Source organism: Aureliella helgolandensis (assembly GCF_007752135.1).
Taxonomy (GTDB): domain Bacteria; phylum Planctomycetota; class Planctomycetia; order Pirellulales; family Pirellulaceae; genus Aureliella; species Aureliella helgolandensis.
In genome coordinates this window covers 6,856,060-6,876,649 of sequence record NZ_CP036298.1, presented here as the reverse complement: position 1 = coordinate 6,876,649, position 20,590 = coordinate 6,856,060, and the positions used below count along the sequence as shown (strand labels likewise).

General features: G+C 53.0%; 22 protein-coding genes. 11 read left to right on the top strand and 11 right to left on the bottom strand.

Going from position 1 to position 20,590, the window contains the following annotated elements; translation table 11 throughout:
- Nucleotides 1-235 precede the first annotated feature (235 nt).
- Nucleotides 236-931 carry a hypothetical protein gene (locus Q31a_RS24315; RefSeq protein ID WP_145083652.1) on the top strand — a complete coding sequence of 232 codons (696 nt, stop codon included), beginning with the start codon at nucleotides 236-238 and terminating at the stop codon, nucleotides 929-931.
- Nucleotides 932-1,517: 586 nt separating this feature from the next.
- Here the strand turns inward: Q31a_RS24315 and Q31a_RS24310 are convergent.
- The 4 genes from Q31a_RS24310 to Q31a_RS24295 form a co-directional block, all read right to left on the bottom strand.
- On the bottom strand, nucleotides 1,518-2,129 hold the full coding sequence (locus Q31a_RS24310; protein ID WP_261342731.1) for a reverse transcriptase domain-containing protein: 612 nt from the start codon (nucleotides 2,127-2,129) through the stop codon (nucleotides 1,518-1,520).
- A 1,321-nt stretch (nucleotides 2,130-3,450) separates the two neighbouring features.
- Entirely contained in the window at nucleotides 3,451-3,651 is a 201-nt protein-coding gene (locus tag Q31a_RS24305; protein ID WP_145083608.1) for a GlsB/YeaQ/YmgE family stress response membrane protein, read from the bottom strand.
- A 330-nt stretch (nucleotides 3,652-3,981) separates the two neighbouring features.
- Complete coding sequence (locus Q31a_RS24300; protein ID WP_145083605.1) at nucleotides 3,982-4,314, bottom strand: hypothetical protein; 333 nt, start codon at nucleotides 4,312-4,314, stop codon at nucleotides 3,982-3,984.
- A 105-nt stretch (nucleotides 4,315-4,419) separates the two neighbouring features.
- Nucleotides 4,420-4,869, bottom strand: coding sequence for a hypothetical protein (locus tag Q31a_RS24295; protein WP_145083649.1), 450 nt, complete (start codon nucleotides 4,867-4,869; stop codon nucleotides 4,420-4,422).
- Between the two features lie 2 nt (nucleotides 4,870-4,871).
- On the opposite strand from Q31a_RS24295, the gene Q31a_RS24290 reads away from it, so the two are divergent.
- A complete protein-coding gene (locus Q31a_RS24290; RefSeq protein WP_145083647.1) occupies nucleotides 4,872-5,111 on the top strand; it encodes a hypothetical protein in 240 nt (79 codons plus the stop codon).
- A 446-nt stretch (nucleotides 5,112-5,557) separates the two neighbouring features.
- Nucleotides 5,558-6,949, top strand: coding sequence for an IS110 family RNA-guided transposase (locus tag Q31a_RS24285; RefSeq protein ID WP_231690920.1), 1,392 nt, complete (start codon nucleotides 5,558-5,560; stop codon nucleotides 6,947-6,949).
- An 808-nt stretch (nucleotides 6,950-7,757) separates the two neighbouring features.
- Here the strand turns inward: Q31a_RS24285 and Q31a_RS24280 are convergent.
- From Q31a_RS24280 to Q31a_RS24265, 4 genes are all read right to left on the bottom strand, one after another.
- A complete protein-coding gene (locus tag Q31a_RS24280; RefSeq protein WP_145083644.1) occupies nucleotides 7,758-8,006 on the bottom strand; it encodes a hypothetical protein in 249 nt (82 codons plus the stop codon).
- A 166-nt stretch (nucleotides 8,007-8,172) separates the two neighbouring features.
- Entirely contained in the window at nucleotides 8,173-8,631 is a 459-nt protein-coding gene (locus Q31a_RS24275) for a hypothetical protein (protein WP_145083641.1), read from the bottom strand.
- A gap of 102 nt (nucleotides 8,632-8,733) precedes the next feature.
- Nucleotides 8,734-9,225, bottom strand: a complete 492-nt coding sequence (locus tag Q31a_RS24270; protein WP_145083638.1) for a hypothetical protein — start codon at nucleotides 9,223-9,225, stop codon at nucleotides 8,734-8,736.
- Nucleotides 9,226-9,245: 20 nt separating this feature from the next.
- Nucleotides 9,246-9,797 carry a hypothetical protein gene (locus Q31a_RS24265; protein ID WP_145083635.1) on the bottom strand — a complete coding sequence of 184 codons (552 nt, stop codon included), beginning with the start codon at nucleotides 9,795-9,797 and terminating at the stop codon, nucleotides 9,246-9,248.
- Nucleotides 9,798-10,913: 1,116 nt separating this feature from the next.
- Between Q31a_RS24265 and Q31a_RS30525 the strand changes: the two genes are divergently transcribed.
- Nucleotides 10,914-11,087: a hypothetical protein gene (locus Q31a_RS30525; protein WP_197355619.1), complete on the top strand. Its 174-nt coding sequence runs from the start codon at nucleotides 10,914-10,916 to the stop codon at nucleotides 11,085-11,087.
- A 185-nt stretch (nucleotides 11,088-11,272) separates the two neighbouring features.
- Here Q31a_RS30525 and Q31a_RS24260 read toward each other — a convergent pair whose 3' ends face one another.
- Together Q31a_RS24260 and Q31a_RS24255 are read right to left on the bottom strand one after the other, a co-directional pair.
- Entirely contained in the window at nucleotides 11,273-11,845 is a 573-nt protein-coding gene (locus Q31a_RS24260) for a hypothetical protein (RefSeq protein WP_145076631.1), read from the bottom strand.
- A complete protein-coding gene (locus Q31a_RS24255; RefSeq protein ID WP_145083633.1) occupies nucleotides 11,845-12,303 on the bottom strand; it encodes a hypothetical protein in 459 nt (152 codons plus the stop codon). The genes Q31a_RS24260 and Q31a_RS24255 overlap by 1 nt, the downstream gene beginning before the upstream one ends.
- A 463-nt stretch (nucleotides 12,304-12,766) precedes the next feature.
- On the opposite strand from Q31a_RS24255, the gene Q31a_RS24250 reads away from it, so the two are divergent.
- From Q31a_RS24250 to Q31a_RS24220, 7 genes are all read left to right on the top strand, one after another.
- Nucleotides 12,767-13,330 carry a molybdopterin-binding domain-containing protein gene (locus tag Q31a_RS24250; RefSeq protein WP_145083630.1) on the top strand — a complete coding sequence of 188 codons (564 nt, stop codon included), beginning with the start codon at nucleotides 12,767-12,769 and terminating at the stop codon, nucleotides 13,328-13,330.
- A gap of 679 nt (nucleotides 13,331-14,009) precedes the next feature.
- Nucleotides 14,010-14,249, top strand: coding sequence for a hypothetical protein (locus Q31a_RS24245; RefSeq protein WP_145083627.1), 240 nt, complete (start codon nucleotides 14,010-14,012; stop codon nucleotides 14,247-14,249).
- Nucleotides 14,250-14,421: 172 nt separating this feature from the next.
- The gene (locus tag Q31a_RS24240; RefSeq protein WP_145083623.1) at nucleotides 14,422-14,967 is read left to right on the top strand and encodes a hypothetical protein; all 546 of its coding nucleotides are present in this window, start codon (nucleotides 14,422-14,424) and stop codon (nucleotides 14,965-14,967) included.
- 219 nt (nucleotides 14,968-15,186) lie between these two features.
- Nucleotides 15,187-15,945 (top strand): WD40 repeat domain-containing protein, encoded by a 759-nt coding sequence (locus Q31a_RS24235; protein ID WP_145083620.1) that lies wholly within the window; start codon nucleotides 15,187-15,189, stop codon nucleotides 15,943-15,945.
- Nucleotides 15,946-15,971: 26 nt separating this feature from the next.
- Nucleotides 15,972-16,577, top strand: a complete 606-nt coding sequence (locus Q31a_RS24230; RefSeq protein WP_145083617.1) for a hypothetical protein — start codon at nucleotides 15,972-15,974, stop codon at nucleotides 16,575-16,577.
- 97 nt (nucleotides 16,578-16,674) lie between these two features.
- Nucleotides 16,675-17,169 carry a GNAT family N-acetyltransferase gene (locus Q31a_RS24225; RefSeq protein WP_145083614.1) on the top strand — a complete coding sequence of 165 codons (495 nt, stop codon included), beginning with the start codon at nucleotides 16,675-16,677 and terminating at the stop codon, nucleotides 17,167-17,169.
- A gap of 813 nt (nucleotides 17,170-17,982) precedes the next feature.
- On the top strand, nucleotides 17,983-18,186 hold the full coding sequence (locus Q31a_RS24220; RefSeq protein ID WP_145083611.1) for a hypothetical protein: 204 nt from the start codon (nucleotides 17,983-17,985) through the stop codon (nucleotides 18,184-18,186).
- A 240-nt stretch (nucleotides 18,187-18,426) separates the two neighbouring features.
- On the opposite strand, the gene Q31a_RS24215 is transcribed toward Q31a_RS24220, so the two are convergent.
- On the bottom strand, nucleotides 18,427-19,794 hold the full coding sequence (locus tag Q31a_RS24215) for an IS256 family transposase (protein ID WP_449224065.1): 1,368 nt from the start codon (nucleotides 19,792-19,794) through the stop codon (nucleotides 18,427-18,429).
- Nucleotides 19,795-20,590 lie beyond the last annotated feature (796 nt).

The window sequence follows — 20,590 nt, the reverse complement described above, 5'->3', positions numbered from 1 at the left end:
ATGGGGAGCTTGATGCACGTTCCCGGCGAATGCAGAAGTGGTTTGAGGCCAAACACGCTGAGTTTGAGGCCTTGCCCGATGTCGAGACCGCTTGTGAGGCCCCCAACGGCTGAGTTTTTGTTAGGTTGAGGTGATTCGCTACGGCGTACACGCGGGGATCTGCCTTGGATCGAATCCTTGAGGCCAAGAGGCCAGGAGAGGACAACTCAGCCTGCCATTCACTAGGAGACAAGCTGTGAAGACTGTCGTTTGGATTTTACTGGTCTGCATTGGCTCGGTCACGGTTAACGCCCCCAGTTCGACTGCTCAAGAATTAGAGGTCCGTCAATTCACTGGCGGATTGATTCGATTGCAATCCGCAACTGGATTGGTTCTAATCATTCGTCCCAATAAAAAAACGGCTTTACCCGAAGGCTTGCAATCGGTGCCGTCGTTCGTTCTGGGGAGTGAGTTTGATCCAATGGTGTTGCAGTGGAATGGGCAACCGCTAGGTGCACCGCTTCCAAAGAATGGCCAGGCTGTTCCGGGAAACGCGCTGTCGGTCGAATCGGTGTTGATCGGCAAGAAAAGAGCCGGGGTGCAGATACGAGCTAAAGACTTGAATGTCTTGGTAGCGTCTGTCGATCTGATGTCGGAACAAGGCTTCATCTCCATGCGTGAAGCACCAAACATGCACTTAATCGTACTGACATTCACTGACGCGCAGAAGCTTCACACGGGACGGACGAACCTGTGGCTCGGGTCGATTGAGAGCCAGCAGATTGCTCTCAATCCAACCACTTCCCTGCCCTCTGCTGCGATGGAGAAGTTCTATCAATCCTTGAAGAGAAACCGCACTTTGCCGACCGCTGTTCTGCCAATGATCCAAGTTCCCAACCGCAATCTGAAATTTGGGGATCGACAGGTCGTGCTGTTAAAGGAACTCGAGTGACGAAGTCTACAAGTTGCGGTTGGACATTCTCGTTGGTTGAAAATGAACTGCAAGTGACGCCACTATGCAGAGTTCTGAATCACAGCTTCGCAGAATTCGACCTGCGGATTCGGTTCAAGACAGCCAGTTGCTTCCACGTGTTTGGAGCGTCGAACTTCTGTAAGTCATAATGGTGAAACGCGATGTTGTCTCGCTGCCAACTCTGTTTCTCGTTGCCTGCTTGGGCGGCGCACCGAACGATTTGTTGCACTGTTTTCGATGCTAGATACGGAATCGTGCACTTCAGTCAACATCGACGACCCGTTACCGATACTCGCTTCACGGGATGTTGATTTAATCGCAATTTGAATTTTAATGCGGAGGTTGCGTCCCAAACTGCCTTGTAGCGGCAACTATCTTTTCTTGCTCAGTGGGTAAGGCGGAGGCTGGCACGATTGCCAGCCACCACCTCCCCGTTTTCGCAATGGGGGCGTTTCCCCATATTTACCGTCGTGCGTCTTTCTCGCAACGGGCGACCCCCTTCTCATTGCCTCTGCGGTGTAACCCGGCCTCCATTCTGGAGTTGGTCGCGGTAGAGGAGTTCGATTCATGAGTGTCCCATGGTTGTTGCAGTAAAGCTAAGCAGTTCCAGGAGCCCAAGCCGTTTTAGAAAAACTCGTTTCTTCATCCGGTAGTTGTCGTTAACACTTTTCCGTTTGAATTTCATGCAGCGGACTCGCATTCGAATCCACTTGTCTAGCTGCTGAAACAGAAAGACACATGTTGAGAATTCCGTGGCGAAGTAGTTCGCCGTTCCTCGAATGACTTGGTTCCGTTTCTCGATGGCGGTACCGTCCAGGTTATGGTGGCGTCGGGTTATCTCCTGGACCTTGGTCTTGAATTTCTCCACTGACTTGGCTCGCATCGTTCGCGACAGCCGAGAGAGTCGAAACCCCAGGAAGTCATAACCTTTCCCGTAGCTTGTGATCTTCGTTTTCTCAGGACTCAATGAGAGCCCAAGTTCTGTCATTATGGATTGAACCAACGTCAGTGCTGCTGTAGCCTCAGCCTTGGTCTGGCAGGTAACTACGAAGTCGTCCGCATATCGCACGAAGCGGTATCGACCTTCATTCGCCCATGTTGCGCATCTCTTATGGCACCGCCTAGACTCTGAATGGAATCGCTCGGCCCCACACGGCCTGGCATTGGCAGCCCCAATTGATTACCAGCACGAGCACCGCGTTGCTGAACACGAGCACGAAAATGGAAAAGCGTTGTCCTGACTTGCGTTGACGGATGCATTGAACAAGGACGTCCATCGCCTCGGTCACGACCACTCGCTACTCCAACGCTAGGCGAACGCTGGCAGTCAACCGCAGTCGTGCTACCTTCAAATCCAAATCCCGCGACGCGGTTACCTCCCGCGGTTCTCGAACGCTGGCGGTTGTTGTGACGCAACGCGGTGGCGATGAATCTGGAACAGCTGCGGAGCAGCGACAGTATATAGCCTGGGGTGAGCGTAAACGAGTTCCACGAGTTCTCGCGGAACCCCAGGTTACGAATCAATTCCCATGGCGACCGAGCAGGAAAGATTTCAACCCAATCGTCTCTGCCGAGGTCGCAACACCCCGTGCGATAGGGGCGCTGCCCGCGTTGTCGAATTTCAAGAGGGGTGCGGTTTGAACAGATTCAGTTACTTGGTGGCATCCGCCCTCACCGCCGATTCCCTCGACGGTAGGTCCCGGGGGGCGTTCCTCCCCCGAGGCTATCGGCTGCCAAGACTTGGTAGCTGGTCAAACGCGTTACCACATTGCCCGGTGGCGTTTGTATCGTCGGTGGACAGAATGTTGTGGTGAGGAATTATATGCTTGCCGGGACTACCCGATTGAGAGAAGACGTGGACCATCTGACCGATTTAAATGCGCGATGTTAGCGCGGACAACGGACACCCGGTCATCGAACACTGGTTCTAGTCGCCGAACACGGGACCGATAATCGATAGCCGAAGAGGCTGGGGTGCCAGAAAGACAGCGTCGTGGCGAAGCTTGCTCACCGGAGGTGGAGGCCATCATTCCCTGGCCTTTGCTACGCGTTGCAGCGCGATCGGCGGTGATGACACATGAAAGAAAAAAACGACAGTGAGGCCGCTGGCACTTGAACTCAGACTTGCGGATTAAAAGACCGCTGCGCTTCATAGGATGAATTGAGCGCTGCATGAATTATCGGCATTGTGAGAGAGGCGAGCGGGTTGCAAACCCAACAAATCATAGGGGTTTGCGGCTCAAGCGTCAGCTACGACCATCCGCTGAGGCGCCGGATAATTAGACCGTTGCGCATCGCGATCAATGGTACTGAAAATCCATGGGATAATCCCTTCTTACGCCCCTAGGATTCGGAAGGGAAATCACTAACAAGTAAGTCTCAATTGAACTGTCGGCGAACGGCGGCCATAACCCAGTCGCCGAGGTTGATACTGATATAACTAAACGCGCGATCGGCGACTTGGGTTCATGGCTTTGTTCTTCCAGCGTTAGAAAGAGTTAGCCAAATCTCAGCGTCTTCCCGATATAAAGTCCCGCCCCCAATATTGAACCGATCAACGCTCCGAGAAAACCGAAGACGAACGCGCCAGCGATCCCAGCGATGAACGTAATGATTCCCCACAGTACTGGAGAGTCCTCGTTATTATTCGCCATCATGGCGACACCAGCGGCGATTGCGCCAACAATTAAGAGTGCCATTCAAACTCAATTCCTGTTCTCAAGTTGTGCAAGTTAAGTGTATAGCTAAAATTGTAACAAGTCCAATCATGCGAACGCTACTTCGCGAACGATTAAAGAAACGAACATAATTGTGGCAAGGGAATCATCCCGGGAGCACATTGCTTAGGGAGCACGTTCTTCATCCGGGCTCCAGTCGCGACGACCACGATCAAGTCGGGTGACTTCCCCGGCATTCGAACGGCTTGTGCTGAATCATCTTGTTGGAGGAACGCCGGCCGTAACCGAGCGGCGACGAAAGATTTTCAATTTCAAGACCGCCCGACTTCGCCGCTGCGGTGCACGGCATTGTTATCGGGCTTCACGAAGGTGACGGTTTAGTTGCTGCGACAGCTGCACGACTCTACGCCATATAGGGTCCTTTAGCATCTGAGGCACGCTTGTATGCTCGGATTGTGCGGCTTCGGCAAGGAGTCCATACAAGTGCGCGAGTTCCTTGTGCTCTTCTCGGGTAAACGCATCGACAAACGATTCGCTCTTGGGATCGAAAAGATCATCACAGAACATCGAAATCAACTCGGTTGGTGCGTGTCCTGCATCCACGAGCGACTCTTCGTATCGCAGCTGAGCACTCGGTTCAGCAAGTAATTCAACGTGGTCGATAATTGAGGCGCGTATGTTCAATTCATGCTCCTCGCCCGATAACGGCGGCCATAACCCAGTCGCCGAAGTTGATTTTGATGTAACTAAACACAAGACCGGCGACTTGGGTTCATGGCTTGGTTCTGCTCAAATTGTTCTCGAAAAGGCCGTGTTGATTCCCGGCTTCAGCAGCAAATTGAAGCCCCATGCTCCTAACGGCACGCCAATGAGGCAACAGGTTGAGAGTGGGACGATCGTCAGTATACATGCCAAAAGGGCAAACGTGAATGATTTTCGTCGCATCATCTCTGTCGCACCGAACGCAATGAAAAGGTTGTAGAGTATCAGTGCGATTATAGTGATTAAGAACGGTTGTGAATTTCCATTCGACACCGCTGCATCCCAATTCTGCTGTAGCAAGACAACGTCAAGTATTATTCCGGCAATAGCGTTAAAAAGAATGGACAGTCCTGGGAGAAAAAGCGATTCCTTGGCATACCGCGCATAGTCCAATCGTGAGTCTTCAGCCACCGGCGCGACTGCTTCGTCCTTCTCGGCGTGGTGACTAGGTGCTGAATAGGGATTCTCGTCTGGCATCTATGTACTACGCATTTAGCAGAACGGTTGGACATCACCCAGTTGCCGGGGTGATCTATTTAGTAAGTTGGACAGGCTCGGCAACTTGGGTGCATGTCTTGGTTCTGCCCGATTATTTAGATGCCGCTGAGTTGACCTTTTATTTCAACAACAAGCCGATCAAGCTCATGAGCTACTCCGTTGGACGCATTATCGCGCAGTATCAAAAAAACGATAAGTGGAAGGCCAAGCAGTGGAATTGACATAAGGAGCGACATTATACCGAGAATGGAACCAACGAGGGTTAGCGATATTTTTAGTTTAATTTGAATTTCTACATTTTCACCGTTGTCTTTTATCGCGATTAGCCCGCTGCCGTTTGTTATTGATGAAGTGCCGACTAAACCATAATACTCGTGTGTATCCCTCGGGGCCAAGTAGCTAACGGTGCATTTCCGTGACTCGAAGATTTTACACACGCACTGCGTTGCAATGTCAATCGATGTGGCCCTTAATGACATGTTTCGACAAAGCATAAATTGTAATTTAGGTTTGCGGTGGTAACGGACAGAAAGAATCCATGTAAGTCCTGGGTTTGGGGCGGGAGCCGTTCGAATAAAATCTGGTGACTCAGCCCCGTGATCTCGGGTTGCCGGAAGCAACCACTGTCACAAATGTGCCAACCCCAAACCCAAAGGACACATGGACTATGAAGATTCTCGCTCTTGACCTCGGCAAATTCAATACGATGTGCTGTTTCTTTGATACAAAAACTCGCAAACACTCCTTTCTCAATGCCACTACCGACCGCAACTACCTCTCGACTGTTTTCAAAAAGCATAAGATCGACTTGGTGGTCATGGAGGCGTGTGGTCCGTCAGGCTGGATCAACGATCTAGCTGAGTCTTTGGGCCTCCAAACGTTCGTCTGCTCGACCAACGAAGAGGCTTGGAAGTGGTCCAACGTTAAACGCAAAACGGACAAGGATGATGCGCTCAAGCTGGCGCGTATGGCTACCATGAGTGAACTCAAGCCGGTTCACATGCCCTCCGAAACACATCGTGAGTTTCGCTCTCTGGTTAAGTACCGCAAAACACTCGACTGGCGGATCAACAAGATCAAGTGCACCATTCGCGCGTGGTTCGTCAACCACGGCATCTCGATCGACAGGGGGGACAAAGCTTGGCACACCGGACGCGCATTGATCAACTCGTATCGCAAACCACTTACGGAGTGCTCCGCGAAAGAGTTGTGGAAAGGTGAGCTCGATCTTGAATTGACGCAGCTCGATTCTCTGTCCACACAACTTGACGGGGTCGTCAAGAAACTCGAAGCGATCGGCAAGGCCGATCCTCGCATCGTACGACTGCGCACGATTCCCGGCGTTGGACCACGCACGGCTGAAATCCTGGTGGCCTGCATCGACGATTCGCACCGCTTTGAGAACGGACGCCAAGTGTCGGCCTACTTCGGCTTGGTACCTCGGCAATTTCAATCTGGTGAAACCGATCGCAACGGCCGCATCACCAAGCGGGGCAACCCGCTGGCTCGGACCATTCTTGTCGAGTGCGCTTGGGCCTCGCTGCGATACAATCCGTGGTCCAAGGGAGTCTACGATCGCATCTGCGGTAAGCAGAAGACACGCAAGAAGAAGGCGGGAGTGGCGTTGGCTCGTAAAATCGCGGTGATTGCTTGGGCCATGCTCCGCGATGAAAAGGACTGGGATCCGGTCACCATGATTCGTACTACCAAGTCGTTCGGTGGAACGCTTCCCTTGGATGAAGAGACCTTTCGAACGATGCCTCCTAAGGAGAACTCGGACCAACGTAAGAGCCGCCTTCGCAGGGAAGCCCGCGAAGCCGAAGAGCTCACGCAGCGTTGCGCCGCCAAGGCGTCGCCCACGACAAAGTCAGCCAGCAAATCCAAGTCGAAGCCCACGCAGGTTGGTAAGTCGACGAAACAGCAGTCTGCCAAGTCGCAGGCGAAATTGCAGGCGAAATCAATCACCACGCCGAGAAGTCCCATTGGCTCAAAGTCGAAACAAGCCACCACGAAAACCGCCAAACCACGGCGAGCAAGAAAGCCAGTATCCGCTGCCTGATGAGCGTACCCCTTAGCACACTAACATCGACAGAACGAATCGGCCTTGCTCGCCCTTTTTCCCCACCGCTACGAGGGACAACCTGTACGCGCCGCCTGATGCATTGACATCGGCAGAACGAATCGGCACCTCGTAGCCTTTTGACACGTCACTAGTTGAACAGACTCATTCAATACCGATACCAACTGAGTTCACAGGAGCCCTTTCGCCAGACACGAGAACACTTGACAAGGACAAGACCAACCCAAATGTGCTGAGCACCGACACCAATTGACCACTGACTGATTCCCATGGACCGATCGCGCAGGATCGCCGGAACGTCAGACACGTCGCCCTAAAGAATGTGCCACACCAACGGAAGGTAGCTTGCTGCTCACCGAAGCCTCCAGGCAAGCTGCAGCCAACACGGACTCATCATCGACAACGATGCTTTGAACCGTGCATGGATAACTGAGGGAACGCGACCTGCTCCAAGTGAGCAGGAGCAGAAGTGTGAAACGCGTTCGCACCTCGAATAGTCGTTTAATCAAACATCCTTGACAAGCACATTGTGCACCGGCCGAAGCGATACTCCCTCGAAGCTCTCTAGCGAAGGCAACTTCCAAGTGGCTAAACCGCGTCATGATATGACTGAATAAAAGAATTCAAAAAAAGTGGCGACCGTCACTTGCCAAACCCAGGACTTCATAGTCGGCGGTGATCAGCGGGGACGGGCGAACGACGTGCAACCAGACGAGAAAACGGGCCACCCGTCCTCCGCTGCATCACATGGTTCGCCGCCGTGTGCTTTGGAAGCAAGGCGTAAAGCTTAGCTCATCCCGATTGTAATTGCCCCAATCGCGATACGCCCCACGAAGCCACCGAGGACCAAAAAGAACGGAAGTTTCAGCTCTTGGAAGTTCATCAGGCCATATACGATACACAACGGAGAAATGATCATACAACCGACTCCCCAAAGAGTTTCGCCTTCACTGAACGCCATTACGGTAATCCAGAGCCAGCCAATAACGCCTGCTGCAAGTGCGGCCATCGCAAGGATGCCAAGCATCGTTTCCATTTTCTACAGTCCGTGGTTCAAGTATGAAGGATTCGTTTGTGTGCCTATCGGCGAACGTTTGGATTAACCAAGTCGCCGGGTTTGACTTGTTAGCAAGCTGCGCTGGCTCGGCGACTTTGGTTCAATCCGTGGTTCGCCACCATCGCTTTGGTTTAAGCGTTCTATGTTATTTTGTAAGTGCTTGAGTTTTCGCATCATACTCGTTTGCGAGTTCTGCGAAGAGCGGGTCGATAACGGTGATGCGCAAACCGCGCTCTCCGCCTTCGTCTGGTTGCGGCGACAAGAACGGATCATCCCTAATCGCTCCAACGTGGCGCCCATTTTGCTCGTAGCGCAATTTGAACGAAGATGGAGTCCGCGTACCTGTCAACGGATCAAAGTACTCGAATTCGATCAAATAGGTGTTTCCCGAATACATGGTGCTGGTTATGGATACTGGGAGCTTTACCGCTGAAGTTTGCCGCTCAATCTGAGCTGCAATTTCCATTTCGCGCAATGGAACAACGTTCCTGAGCTCTCTTGTGAGTTGTGAAATCTCCACTCGCGAATAGATCAGCGCGATTGCTAAGGCAACAGTGGCGGTTAGCCAAAAAATGCTCGCTAGCGATAAGCGGATGCGTGTCATTTGAGCCTGTCATGCGTGGCGAACGTTAGTGTTCACGGGGTTCCGGAGGTTGACTGGTTGTGCAGAGCTGTCGTGCCACCGGAACTCACGTGCAACACTTGGTTATTTGCCGCTTGCGATATAGATTTGTACTGAAGGTTGAAAGAGAACCTCGACGACCTTTTGTTTCGTGGGTGTTTCCCATCCTGTAGTATCCGATGTTAACAGAACACTGCGTTCGTTTCCCAAAGTCATTGTTGAATTGAGTGCATCGGGGATAGTGCCAAGGCCGACGGAAGCCACTCCAAGATAGTCTACGATATGAACGGTATCTTCGGCGCTCACATGGATTCGGATTCCTTGAGTTGGCGACTTCCATCCCGTAACAACATTGTCCATTGCCGATACCGCAACCGATTTTGCGAGAAATTCGGGGAGTAGCTTAGTCGCCAGATCTGTGGAGAATTGACCGGAATTGGGGCGAGGAACTGCAACGATAGATATTGGGCGATCAGTTTCCAGTATCGAAGTTTCGCTTGACGATGCGAAATCGCTATCCTCATGTGAGTTGCAACCCAATGCGACGATCAGCAATAGTAATGATATTTTTCGCATAAGGCAAATAACGATTGAAATCACCAAGTTCCGGGAGGTGACTGTTTGTGTAGGATCGACGAGCCACCGGAACTTTGGTGCATTTCGTGGTTCGCCTGCTTTTGGCTATCGCCGTCGTAGCCTGAACCCCAAAGCTCACGCACCGCTTGCAGGAATTCGGCCCGATTGCCATCCCAGATAAATCGTACATCAATTTCGACTACTTTACCATCATTGAGATGGAGGCATATTGGTAGGGAACGATGATCGCCCCCGTAGTACCATGGGCGCGTCTTCGAGCGCATAAATGAAACGTCTGGTTTTGCGAAATCCAACTTCAGTTTTCTGTCGGGAAACCTTTCGAATCTCAGAGCGCCATGAGAAACTGTCGTGGTGTAGTCTTCGCGCCAGATTAGTTGTAGAAGCTTTGCGGCAAATGCACAGATGGAAAACAATAAAGCTCCATAAGTTGTGATCTGATTGACCCCACTACCCGTGAGGGCAAGATACCCAAAGAACGCGGCGAACGCGGCGGCGGCAAATAGGACAATTGGTGCATCGTCGGCTGGCGAACAAGTAATGGTTCGTTCCATGCGTTGTATTCAAAGCTCTGAAGGCGAACGACCGCGTTCAGCGAGCCGCCGGGGTTGATGTGTTAGTAAGTCGGACGATCTCGGCGGCTTCGTTGCAACGCTTGGTTCTGCCAGGTCCTTAGCAACGCACCCACCAGGAGGGTCGCCAAAGTACGCCAATCGGTCGCCCAGCCCAAACAATCCATTCTGTCGCACCGGACCCAGCATTGTAGGGATTCATCATCCCGTGGTCAGCAATCACGACAAGCGGACAGGGAGTTGACCGTGTAGTAATGTAGTGCCATGGCGCTGTCGATCGAGGGGCAAGTCGATCCAAAGCGTAGTCTTCATGTCGATTGTATTGCGATGAAACGTTCTCGCTTCCGGTACTAGACATTTTCCGCTCGAAGCTGGTCCTCACGCTTTGGGGACCAAATACAGCGGTTATCAGCCAAAGGCAAAGATACGCAGCTAGAACTACAGTTGCACTTTTGGGCCGGTGTCGACGCCAAAGAACCACAAATACAGAAACGCAGATTGCAGGAGGCAACATGAGTGCGATTGTTTCAATACCGTTAAACCCTACGCTAAGAACCACGCCGAATACAGCAGTCAGCACCAGCAAAGTTCGTATTGGAGTTTGCATTCGCATTGCAAAACGCTCGAGCAAAAGGCAGAACTTGTTATTATCATTGGTCAATGAGAATAATGCGACTTTCATAGGTATTATCCCAGGGCGAAGTACGCAATTATCCTTAAACTGCTCCCAATTATCCACATCCTCGAACACAATTCCATCTGAATGCGGCAGCCGGATTCAGGAATCTTCAAATTGATCTTCCATCGGGTGGTGAGTGAATTCTGCATCCCCGGCATCTCCAACTGAGGATCTTCGCTCACCTGGACTGTTGGATTTGCAGACCCATTCGCATGTGCTACTGGAAAGAGTGGAGACGTCCCATGCCACGCCGTCAAATGCTCATCCGGCTGGGCGCTCAAGGCGAAGTTTTGCGTTTCCGTTTATGAATTGATGTGTAGATAGTTTGGCGGGTCCCTTTGGGGATTTCGACGGGGGACCCCATAGGGAACAACCGCGCTGATGTGCACACTTTCTTTCTCTGCGCTGTGAAGCGAATAGTGGCTCGATCGCAACGGGAAGACCTATCGATAGGGATACCGGCGATTGAATGCATCGCGCCGGGATTTGCATCCACATGGCTTTCCATAGAACCGGTGGTGCAGACGCTTGAACACGTTGCCCCCAATGTAGCTGAACAATCGCTCGATCGTGTCACCGATGCCAACGTCTGATCGCGACTTGGCTAGCGCGATCAACCGAGTCCAGGCGGGGGCATTAGTTGCAGGTGGGCGTGGGCCCAAGGATCCAGCAACGCAGCGAAACTTGGTGGAGCAACTGGGGCACTTTACGTCGATGGCGGAAATCCCACGCAAGCGAAATGGCCACCCGCACTCGCAGCGACAATCGAAATGGTTGTCTAGCATGGGGTCCACTCAAATGCAAACGGTCCCGTTCCAACGTAGCTTGTATAAAACGCTAGCTTGACTCCCAACGTGTGGCCGTCGCATTGCCGATAGGTGCATCCAGCTGGATCCAATGCATTGGGTGGAGCGCTGCCAGATACCGTTACTGCGTCTAGCGTGTATTCAATGCTGCAGTACACGCCGAAAACGCTTTCCTCTGCCACAGCTCGCACAAGCCACTTTTCATAGATCGAGCAGTCTCGATCTGCCTCCCCGGTTTTGCTGTAGGATTGCTCGCGCGTAAACTCGACGATACCCAGGTCCTGCCCATCTGGATCCGTGCAAACGCTGATTGCTCCGACAGGACCGGAGACGGTATCGGTTCCACCGCCGGACCATCCGCCACAGCTCGTGGAATAGATATCGGTGCCGCTCGCAAACTCGATCGATCCGCAACAGTCGCAGCCGCCACATTTTGCTAGATGCCGAGGTCCTGTAGTTGTCCTTGCCAAATGTCCACCGATCGTTTGCAAGTGCCCCATCAACATTGGCAGCCCGGCACGCCAGTGCAGCGGATAGAAATGCATTACGAACAATCCTCAGCTGTATCGATGTTGGTCCAGTTGGTGCCGTCGTCCTTTGTGTATTCCAGGTCGGGATCGTCCCAACGTACTTGGGTGACGTATGGGCCGATCGCGTAATAATTTGCACCTGACTTGATGCAGATTCCACGTTGCCCAATTGCGAGCCCATCGAATAGGCCAAGAGTCCCGGCCACTACTGCGCCTGTTTCAATTTCCTCAGCATCGGACATTGTGCGAATTGTGGCTGTGCCGTAGCCACTGCTCATGGCGGCGGTGAGTGTAAATAGATAGTGAGTATCGCCACCACCGCCAGCAGCTCCCAGCAGGACGGGCAGCAGTTTTTCGACCGTGGTGCTGGGGGCTGGGAGGGAACAGCGTGCCGAATCGGTTGCGGTAGATCGGCTCGGCAGAGGTGCTGTGCTTGAAGTGGCTCGACAGCGCGAATCGTAGTAGCTCGCCACTTTGTACTGCTCGCGCTAGGGCTGCCTCTTGGGTCGGGCCGCCTAATCGGGATGCGTGAAGATGGCAATCACGGACGCGTTGCATCCGCTGGGGCTGCAGCCACGTTGGTCTGGACTAGCGATTCCCTTGTTACGCTGCACATCGGCGTCAGTGTGATCGCCCACCTGCGATCGGGGGAATATCAATTCGACCTTACCGAGCTCACCATAGCGGACACTACGCAATCTAGTCCCAGACACAAGGTGACTGTATTTCCCGTCGCAATTGCCGGTAGATGGGTGGCGGAATTGCTGGCATTACGCGTTGATTTCTCTGCCAACTTATTGGATTTTGTGCCAACTTGGTCAGGATTGCATTGGACCTGTTGGCAATGTTGCGTGACAATAGCCACATTGGGCCATTCCCCCCCAGATTTGTTCGGGGGTACTTATGTTCTTCCCGCAGACAAAAAAAGGATTTGACATGCAACGAAATTGGAAGGTGGGATTGGGTGCTGGTGGCTGGCTGGTCGCAGCGTTTTTTTTCGCCGCATATGTCTACGGTTTGAAACCGGGCGACATGGTTCGTTCCGCCACCGCACAGTCAACGATCGACAACACAGCAACAACTAACGACAACAGACTAGCAAATAGTGACAACACACTACCAACTAGCGACAGCAAATTACCAAACAGCGACAACGCTTTAATATTAACACACCTGTGCGGCGTTAAGCCAATCGGCTACGAAAGCGGGCTATCCACCAAAACTTATTCTCTGGCGCCGCTGATAAGCTCCTATTCACCTCTCGACGTTCAACTTCAGAGCGCAGAGAGACTTATCCGTGGAGCCATTGCCCCCGATTCTTGGCGCGAGCGTGGAGGCACAGGAGTGTTCTCGATTGATTATCCGAATCAGAGCATCGTCGTATCTCAAGAAGAAAGGGTGCACAAGAAAATCGAGAAATTGCTTGCTTCCCTAGAAGAATTCCTTAACCAAGGAGGGAGAGGTGTTCTCGTAAAATTAGCTTCTGCAAAATATAGGTAAAGTACGGGAACACTTAGGTGCAACCTGATGGACTCCGGCGTTGGCATTAACTCCTCTGCCAACTATAAAACCGGACCACTAAATGTCGTCCATTGTGGCTTGAGGCATCTTCGTCAACAAGCTCTAAGGGGGGGGCGTAGCCTAGCCCAAATCGTCGAACATCTTGGCTTATCCACAGTTGGGTCGCAATTCATCGAGCTCACATTGTAACGTTGCGATAGTCGATCGCACGTTGGGCGATCGCTTGCCCGGCGTTTGGGTTGCAGCTTGCGATTGGCTCGCGTAACTGCCACGATGCGAGTGTGTGCCCCAGGGAGCTCGGCACGCTTGGCTTTTGCCAGCTGGATCCCCGGCTCGCGAATCAGGGGGGATTGGGAATTGCCGGTTTCAATCGTGCCTGCGTTCATCATGAGTCGTTGGCTCGCAAGATTCCGCCAGCTTGAGCAGCTCAGCTGTGGGGCAGCCAGTCCGCAGATTCTCGCACCACCACTGCTGCCTGCAGTCGCCAAAAACACTTCCCGCCATCGGTACCTGAGTTGCTTGCACTACTGTCTATTCCTAGGCTCTCCTTTGGTTGGAATAGCGATCGTTTAGAATGGTTTTGTCGTCGCAGTGATAGTCGGCTGGCGGCAGTCTGGTCTGCATTCTGAGGCAATGAATCAACAGTGCATCGCCCTGCGTGGAAATCGATTCAGCTGCAAGGCTGTCGATCGTTGCCAACGTTGCCGCTCCGGATCCAGCGGCTGCCACGTTGCCCGCACTTGCAACGCTCCACATGGACGCTAGTGCGATCGCACACCTGAGACCGGGGGGCTATCAATTCGATGTCATTGAGTTAACCGCACCCGGTACCACGCACTTGCGCCACATGGTAACCGTGTTCCTAGACCGCACTGTCGGACGAAGCATGGTGGAATAACTGGCATTATGCGATGATTTCTCCGCCAATCTTATTTGGGGATTTTATGCCACCTTTGGCAGAAATGCATTGGACTTGCAGGCGCGTCGCGGGATAATTGCCACATTGGTTCAATCCCTCCGAAGCTATTCGGGGATAACTATGTCGTTCGGCCAGAAAGTGGGAATGGACAATGAAAACGTTTCCGATCTTCATGCTCCTAGTTTCGATTGCCTGCAGGATTGTGCTCGCGAGCGAACCGGCCGCCTTGCCGAAGGATGTTCCTCCCGTTTTGGGCGCGGCCATCGCGTCTGCAGACTCCGAGCGATGGGCGGTTCAGTTGTCGTTACCAAAAATTACATGGGAGGTTGTTGGCGAACAGCAGCCGAAAGTCGAATGGCCAGAATTCAAGGTCAATGTTGAGGAGGCCGTTCTGACACTTTCGATGGGCTATCACCCGGCAACGCAACTGTCTGACGACTCACAAAACCGGATCGTTGATTTAAAAGGCAGGAGATTGGAACGCAATGAGGCTCTGAATCGTCTCAAGGAAAAGACGCCGGTGCTGATATCAGTCTCCGGTCGGATGCCTGATCCGTTCTACCTCCAATGCACGAAGACCGATGCTCTCATCGTTATTCTCGGGATTCCAGACTCCCCGGCGCCGCATCTGCTACCGCATGCGCTGGAAGCAACTGCAGGCCCTGCAATAATAGAAGACGGTCGAACAACTCCGTGAGCTGGAGACGCCGACAAAACGCGTCTTGAAGTCAGACTCTTCCGCGGTGGACAGTTCAACGCCGTGCGCTCAGCTACAAACAGCGATTGAATTTTGGCGATTGTCGACGCGTCTTAATCGACGGCACTGATTCCGATTATTCGCAATTAGAGTCGAGGTAGACGCTGTTCGCGGGGCCGCCCCATCCACTCCCTTACAGAATGCAAAACAGGAGCAAACATGCTTCGAAACTCTCTGGTTGCGGTCGTTATGATCGTCGTAGCGTTCAATTCCGGTGCCGGATTGGTGGCGCAAGAACCTGGCTTAAAATTCCGATTTGAGTCCAATAACACCTTAAGCTTTCGCTCCGATTCCAATAGCAAGAGCGAACATTCCGTAAGCCCTGATGGCCAAATGCGAGTCGCAGTCGACTTCAAAAAGATCCAAGTCCTGTCTGTCTCAAACGACACTGTTCTCCACGAATTCGCCACGCCGAATCGGGCAATGGCGCCAACATTTTCACCCGACCAAAAGAGTCTTGTGTTCGCTGACTGTACCGGCAACCTAGCCTGTGAGTCGCGTTTCTACATCCACCAACTTGAAGGTGGCCGTCAGGCAACTATGGGAAGCTGCTTCGGCACGACGACACAAATTGCGTTTAGCGCCGACGGGAAACGCGTCGCAGCCGTATCCGTGTACGACCCGATCATGGCGTTACTCGCGCAGCAACAGTTCAAGAAGTCGTTGGGTGGTGAGATTGTTGTTTTCGACTTAGCAACCAAATCCGAGTTGCTACACATGGCTTTCGAAACGCCCAATGCTGAATCGGCACCCCTCAAGTCAATGTCACAAATCGTCGATCAAATCGCTCTCGACAACGACGGCACGACACTACTCGTCACCGCAAACTCTGGCGTCGTAAAGGTCATCGATGTGAATGCCGGTGCAGAGAAAATCTCGCTCACCATTCCGGCTGTTGACCTGTCCAGCAAAAACTAATCAGCCAACAGTGAGTTGGTTAAAGCATGGGACGCGGAGCTGCCAATCGCGTCGTTATTGAAGTCAACTTTGATTGGCGGCGGCCCAATCAACGCCTCCTCTATTTGCCTAAACATGTCATGATGCGAACCACAATTGCAATAACATTGTTCCCATTGCTACTCATGGGCTGCGACATGACGCCAGACATATCTGGTGTTGATCTCGGCGGACCGTCCGGGGCCATCGCAGTCAGCGAATCATTCGACGGACAACCTGCCATCGAATACGCCGTTTACCGGGCTGGAAGTCGGTTCATGATTTGGGGGGTTGGGAATAGCTCGGGCGGTAGGGATAGCGGCGGACCGTCGGGGCTTACCGGCGATGGTCACGTTGGCAATGTTCCCTTTAGCTTCCAGATTCCGGTCAATGGGCATGGGGTCGTCACAATTGACGGACAATCCTACAAGGTTGATGAAGGAGTGATCTTCCTGGTTTCGTCCGGCGATGATGGGACGCGTGTACAACAACTCAAGCGGGATTTGACCAACGTAGAACTTGATTGGGACGGGCTCAAGGAGTTGATGGGGGATGGCGCAGAGTTCAGACAATTCTTTGACAATGCCGAGGCTCGAGCGATGGATAGTATGTAACAATGCGTTGGTCACGTTTCCGCGGTCGCCAAACGGTTTTGAAATAGAACATCTATTGCTGCGTGTCGGTCAACGCGGCCGGTCGCTGGCAGAATCAATGAAACTTGTTATCCGCAAAGCCGAGCTTAAAGACGCGATTGCCGCATGGAATATTCGCAATGTCGCGATTCTTGCCCAATGTACGGGGCACTACCCCAATGAACAGTTGGCGGCATGGACGGCTGGCGAGATCACTGATGCTTTTATTCAATCAGTTGCCAGGCACTGGTACGTTGCCACGTTGAACGAAAGCGTGGTGGGCACAGGAATGCTCGACCATGCAAATGGTCAAGTGGATGCAGTATTCGTGCGACCCGAAAGAATGGGTACCGGCGTTGGACACTCGATTATGGCGCATTTGGAATCTCGCGCGATAGCTGCTGGATTAACACTCTTGACTCTAAACTCCACGCTCAACGCAGCTCCGTTTTACAGAAAATGTGGTTTTGTCGGGGAACAGCGCGGCGTGTATGAATCTTCTCGCGGCATTTCCCTGGCCTGCATCCCAATGGCAAAGCAACTTGCGAGGGCTGCTGTTGCTGGAGAACAGTAGGGTGCACTGAAGTTCGCGACGCAGTCGGTTCTGAGTTTGTAATCCGTCTATCGCTCTCTGTAGTCTGGGATGTTCGACAGGAACGCTTCTACCAACGGAGAGAGCCGTACACCACCCTGAAGTCATCCTTTGTGGCCTTGGCATCTTCATCAATAGACTCCCAAGGTGCGTGGACAGTCGGAAGCGTGGAACATTGTTCCTGCCCTCTGTTATCTAGCCGCGTTCGGAGGATTGGGATACGCGAGCGGCCTGCGTGAATCTCGAGTCCGATACAGGGCTTCCGCGCGTAGCCGCTTCGATCCTGCAGCTTCCGCGTTGTTCCGAACTAGCGATTCCCTTGCAAAGCATCCATACTGATACCAGTGCGATCGCATGTCTGCGCCGGCGGGGGGGGGCAGCTTGACCTTACCGCGTTTACCTATGAGGGAGTGCGTTTCCCAGATACACGTTTACCGTGCGGCCTCTGGCCGTACCGTCGGTAGACGCAAGGTTGAGTAGCAGCATTGCGCGCCGAGCTCTCGATGGTGTCGCGATTGATAAGCAATCAACTCCTTGAAACGGAGCAACGCCGTTGTGGTCCGAGTGGAATTCGCTACCTTAGGCGATGAATCACGGATTTTTGCGAGACGATGACAATATTGCGGATCCCTCATCGAATTACACACCAAGCGTAAACTGAAAACCACTTGAAACCACCGAACCAACCCGAGAGAAATTGGGGAACCAAAGTGCACTGACTGCGACTAAGCGAGAGTGCCGCAATTCGCCTCTCGTAAAAATGCTGGAAAGCGTGCATTAATGTAGACTTAGAAAATGCATCGCAATCGTTGTAGTTCGTTACGGAGTCTGCTGTGCCGTCAAGCTGATCGCACCATGCCCAGCGGTTATGTCACGGCTCAATTCGGCGACTGCCTACGCTATGCACCTGCGTCGAGCTTGCAGCCGTATTCGCAAGAGGAATATGAACCGTTCTATCCGGGGGATGTTGGACGCTATGTGGACACCGTTAGTCACTAATTGCACACGGGAGTTGCCGTGGTAGAGGCTCATATGAACGACCTACATTCAAACGACTTACCGTCAATTGAACCCCAACCAAGTCGATGGCTCATTGCCGATTTCGCGGTTGTTTGGCTGTGGCTTGCCCTATCCATATGCGTAATTCTCGGGGATGTCCCTTGCGTTGTTAAAACTGTTGGTGGTCTCGCTGGCTAAAGGGTACTGGAAAAGGTCTTTAGGATCAAACAGGTGGTGGAACTAAAGTGATGGGGCCCGTGCCGTCGCCGGAGCCGTAGGCGACGGCACGGGCCCCGACGGCGGCTTTGTTGGTGTAGCCGCGTGTTCTCTCGCTAGGGCGGCAATCAGCTTAGGTAGTTCCTTGTGGCCGCTGATTCGATGGAACCCCTTTTCGGCCTCAAGCAGTGCGTAGGACAGCCAGCGACTCGCCTGATCCGTGTCGGCTCGGAATCGTGTTACACGCCCCAAGCGGCGACGCGTGTTCAGGAAGGAGTTCTCAATCGCGTTGGTACTTAGCAGTGAACGATGGAGCGTGTTTGGCACTTCGAGTCGGTGAAGGGCTAGCAGGTCCTCACCGGCCTCATGAAGGCTCTTAAACGCTTCGGCATTGAGAGGCTCAAGGAATGCCTCTAGCTCGCCGACGACCTCTTGTGCGGCGGTATAACCCTGCACGCTACGGAGTCGTCTAAACAGCCGAGCGAGTTCACCCGTATGACGCTTCGATAGCTTGCCACGAATGTTGCGTTCCTTGTGAACTAAGCAGCGTTGGATGACCGAGTCGGGGAAGTGCTCCTTGACCGCTTTGCGAAGCACATCGCTGCCATCCAGGACTGCCAGTAAGCGCTGCGAGCAAGTAAAGCCGCGACGGGCCAAGCGAGCAAGCAATTCATTGGATACAACTGCATTTTCACTACTGCCCAGCGCAAAGTCGAGCACATGCTTGCAGCCTTCAGAATCAATACCGAGAGCAACCACTGCCGTCTGGTCTGAGCTTAGCCGGATACCATCGAGCATCAGAATGCACCACGTATGCCCCGACAGATCACGGCTGCGTAGCTCGTCGATCAATCGTGTTCCCGCCTCTTGCCATAGACGCGAGACGCTCGAGCGGCTTACGCCTGGCGACTTCGGCTTCACCACAGACATCTGACGAGTGCTTACCCCAGACATCAACGCTTGAATTACAGCCTTCTCCAGCTGCTCAGGATCGTTGGCGGCAGCGTAGCTGATCAGCTCCACTTCGCGGCTTCCCCCCGCCTCCTGACGCTCGCGAACTCGCGGACGCGTCACCGACTCCCGTTCACCTTCGACCAAGATGCGTCCCGCGGCGCTACCAGCTCGATAGGTCCGACAATCGCTCGGGGCGTGCTTTGGGCCGCACAGTTCAGCCACTTCGGCAGCCATTACCTCACAGGCCATCTTCACGATCGAGCCCCGTAAGAATTCGCGAAACACTTCGCCAACTTCAGCGTTCGAAACTTGCCCAAGCTCGCGCAACAAACTAGATTCAGTCATGGTGGTCTCCCCGTCGGCGGTAACCGACGTAAATTGGAAAATGCAGAAGGCAATATATTGCCTTCTGGGAGACCACCTTTCAACTTTTAACAACGATTCGGACGCTTCCTAATTCTCGGACGACAAATCCTCCTTCCAGTCTTCTTAGAATTTGCGGTCAAATTGCCAATTGCAACTGAGTACTTGCTGCAGTTCTATCCGGGGGTCTGTGTATCGATCGCTACATTCATTGTTATGCTGCTGTTGTTTAGTATTCCAGTTGGCAAAGCTCGCCATCTTTTTAGATGCTCTGCCGGTGTGGCGGGTGTGCTTTTGGGCGTAGTGTGCTTGCTGGCATTCTTATTGCCATTGTTGTCTTTGTGGCAGAATCTGAGATAGGTGCTCTTTCAACCACGCCGACCGACCACTGAATTGCTATTAGCACAGTGAACTGATGAGGCGCTCAGCCGCTTTTCCCGAGCGAACTAGTCAAGTCCTCCGCTCTTGCCCGGTTGTGGCCGCGTTCCCCGTATTATCACTGCTGCCTGTAGCCACCAAAAACATTTGCCAGCATCGGCGACGGCCGTTTCTTGTACAGCTGTCATTCTCCTGTCGTGTTTTTTGCCTGCCAAGGGCAAGCAGTTCAGACATTCACGGGCCGGCAACGCGTCCTGTCGGGCACGCACTTTTCGTTGTGGGAAGGCTTCGCGATCGATCGCTGAGTGTCGACGAGGCGGCCCAGCACTTCCACGCTGGTACCGGGGGCCATGCGGCTGCATGCCGAATCATGAGCACGCTAGACGGCTTTCGCCATCGCGTTGGGTGCGTCGCTGTGAGTGATCGTACCAACGGGCGATGGCCATGGGAAAATGGTGGGGACAGATCACTCCTACTCGCGCTTGTACGCGCA

Bases quoted from the DNA above. Each gene is read 5' to 3' on its own strand.
- Q31a_RS24290 (WP_145083647.1), top strand. From the start codon at position 4,872: ATGTACTACGCATTTAGCAGAACGGTTGGACATCACCCAGTTGCCGGG.
- Q31a_RS24250 (WP_145083630.1), top strand. From the start codon at position 12,767: ATGCAACGAAATTGGAAGGTGGGATTGGGTGCTGGTGGCTGGCTGGTC.
- Q31a_RS24225 (WP_145083614.1), top strand. From the start codon at position 16,675: ATGAAACTTGTTATCCGCAAAGCCGAGCTTAAAGACGCGATTGCCGCA.
- Q31a_RS24220 (WP_145083611.1), top strand. From the start codon at position 17,983: ATGCATCGCAATCGTTGTAGTTCGTTACGGAGTCTGCTGTGCCGTCAA.
- Q31a_RS24305 (WP_145083608.1), bottom strand. From the start codon at position 3,651: ATGGCACTCTTAATTGTTGGCGCAATCGCCGCTGGTGTCGCCATGATG.
- Q31a_RS24275 (WP_145083641.1), bottom strand. From the start codon at position 8,631: ATGACACGCATCCGCTTATCGCTAGCGAGCATTTTTTGGCTAACCGCC.
- Q31a_RS24260 (WP_145076631.1), bottom strand. From the start codon at position 11,845: ATGCATTTCTATCCGCTGCACTGGCGTGCCGGGCTGCCAATGTTGATG.
- Q31a_RS24265 (WP_145083635.1), bottom strand. From the start codon at position 9,797: ATGGAACGAACCATTACTTGTTCGCCAGCCGACGATGCACCAATTGTC.
- Q31a_RS24270 (WP_145083638.1), bottom strand. From the start codon at position 9,225: ATGCGAAAAATATCATTACTATTGCTGATCGTCGCATTGGGTTGCAAC.
- Q31a_RS24285 (WP_231690920.1), top strand. From the start codon at position 5,558: ATGAAGATTCTCGCTCTTGACCTCGGCAAATTCAATACGATGTGCTGT.
- Q31a_RS24295 (WP_145083649.1), bottom strand. From the start codon at position 4,869: ATGCCAGACGAGAATCCCTATTCAGCACCTAGTCACCACGCCGAGAAG.
- Q31a_RS24280 (WP_145083644.1), bottom strand. From the start codon at position 8,006: ATGGAAACGATGCTTGGCATCCTTGCGATGGCCGCACTTGCAGCAGGC.
- Q31a_RS24240 (WP_145083623.1), top strand. From the start codon at position 14,422: ATGAAAACGTTTCCGATCTTCATGCTCCTAGTTTCGATTGCCTGCAGG.
- Q31a_RS24230 (WP_145083617.1), top strand. From the start codon at position 15,972: ATGGGACGCGGAGCTGCCAATCGCGTCGTTATTGAAGTCAACTTTGAT.
- Q31a_RS24235 (WP_145083620.1), top strand. From the start codon at position 15,187: ATGCTTCGAAACTCTCTGGTTGCGGTCGTTATGATCGTCGTAGCGTTC.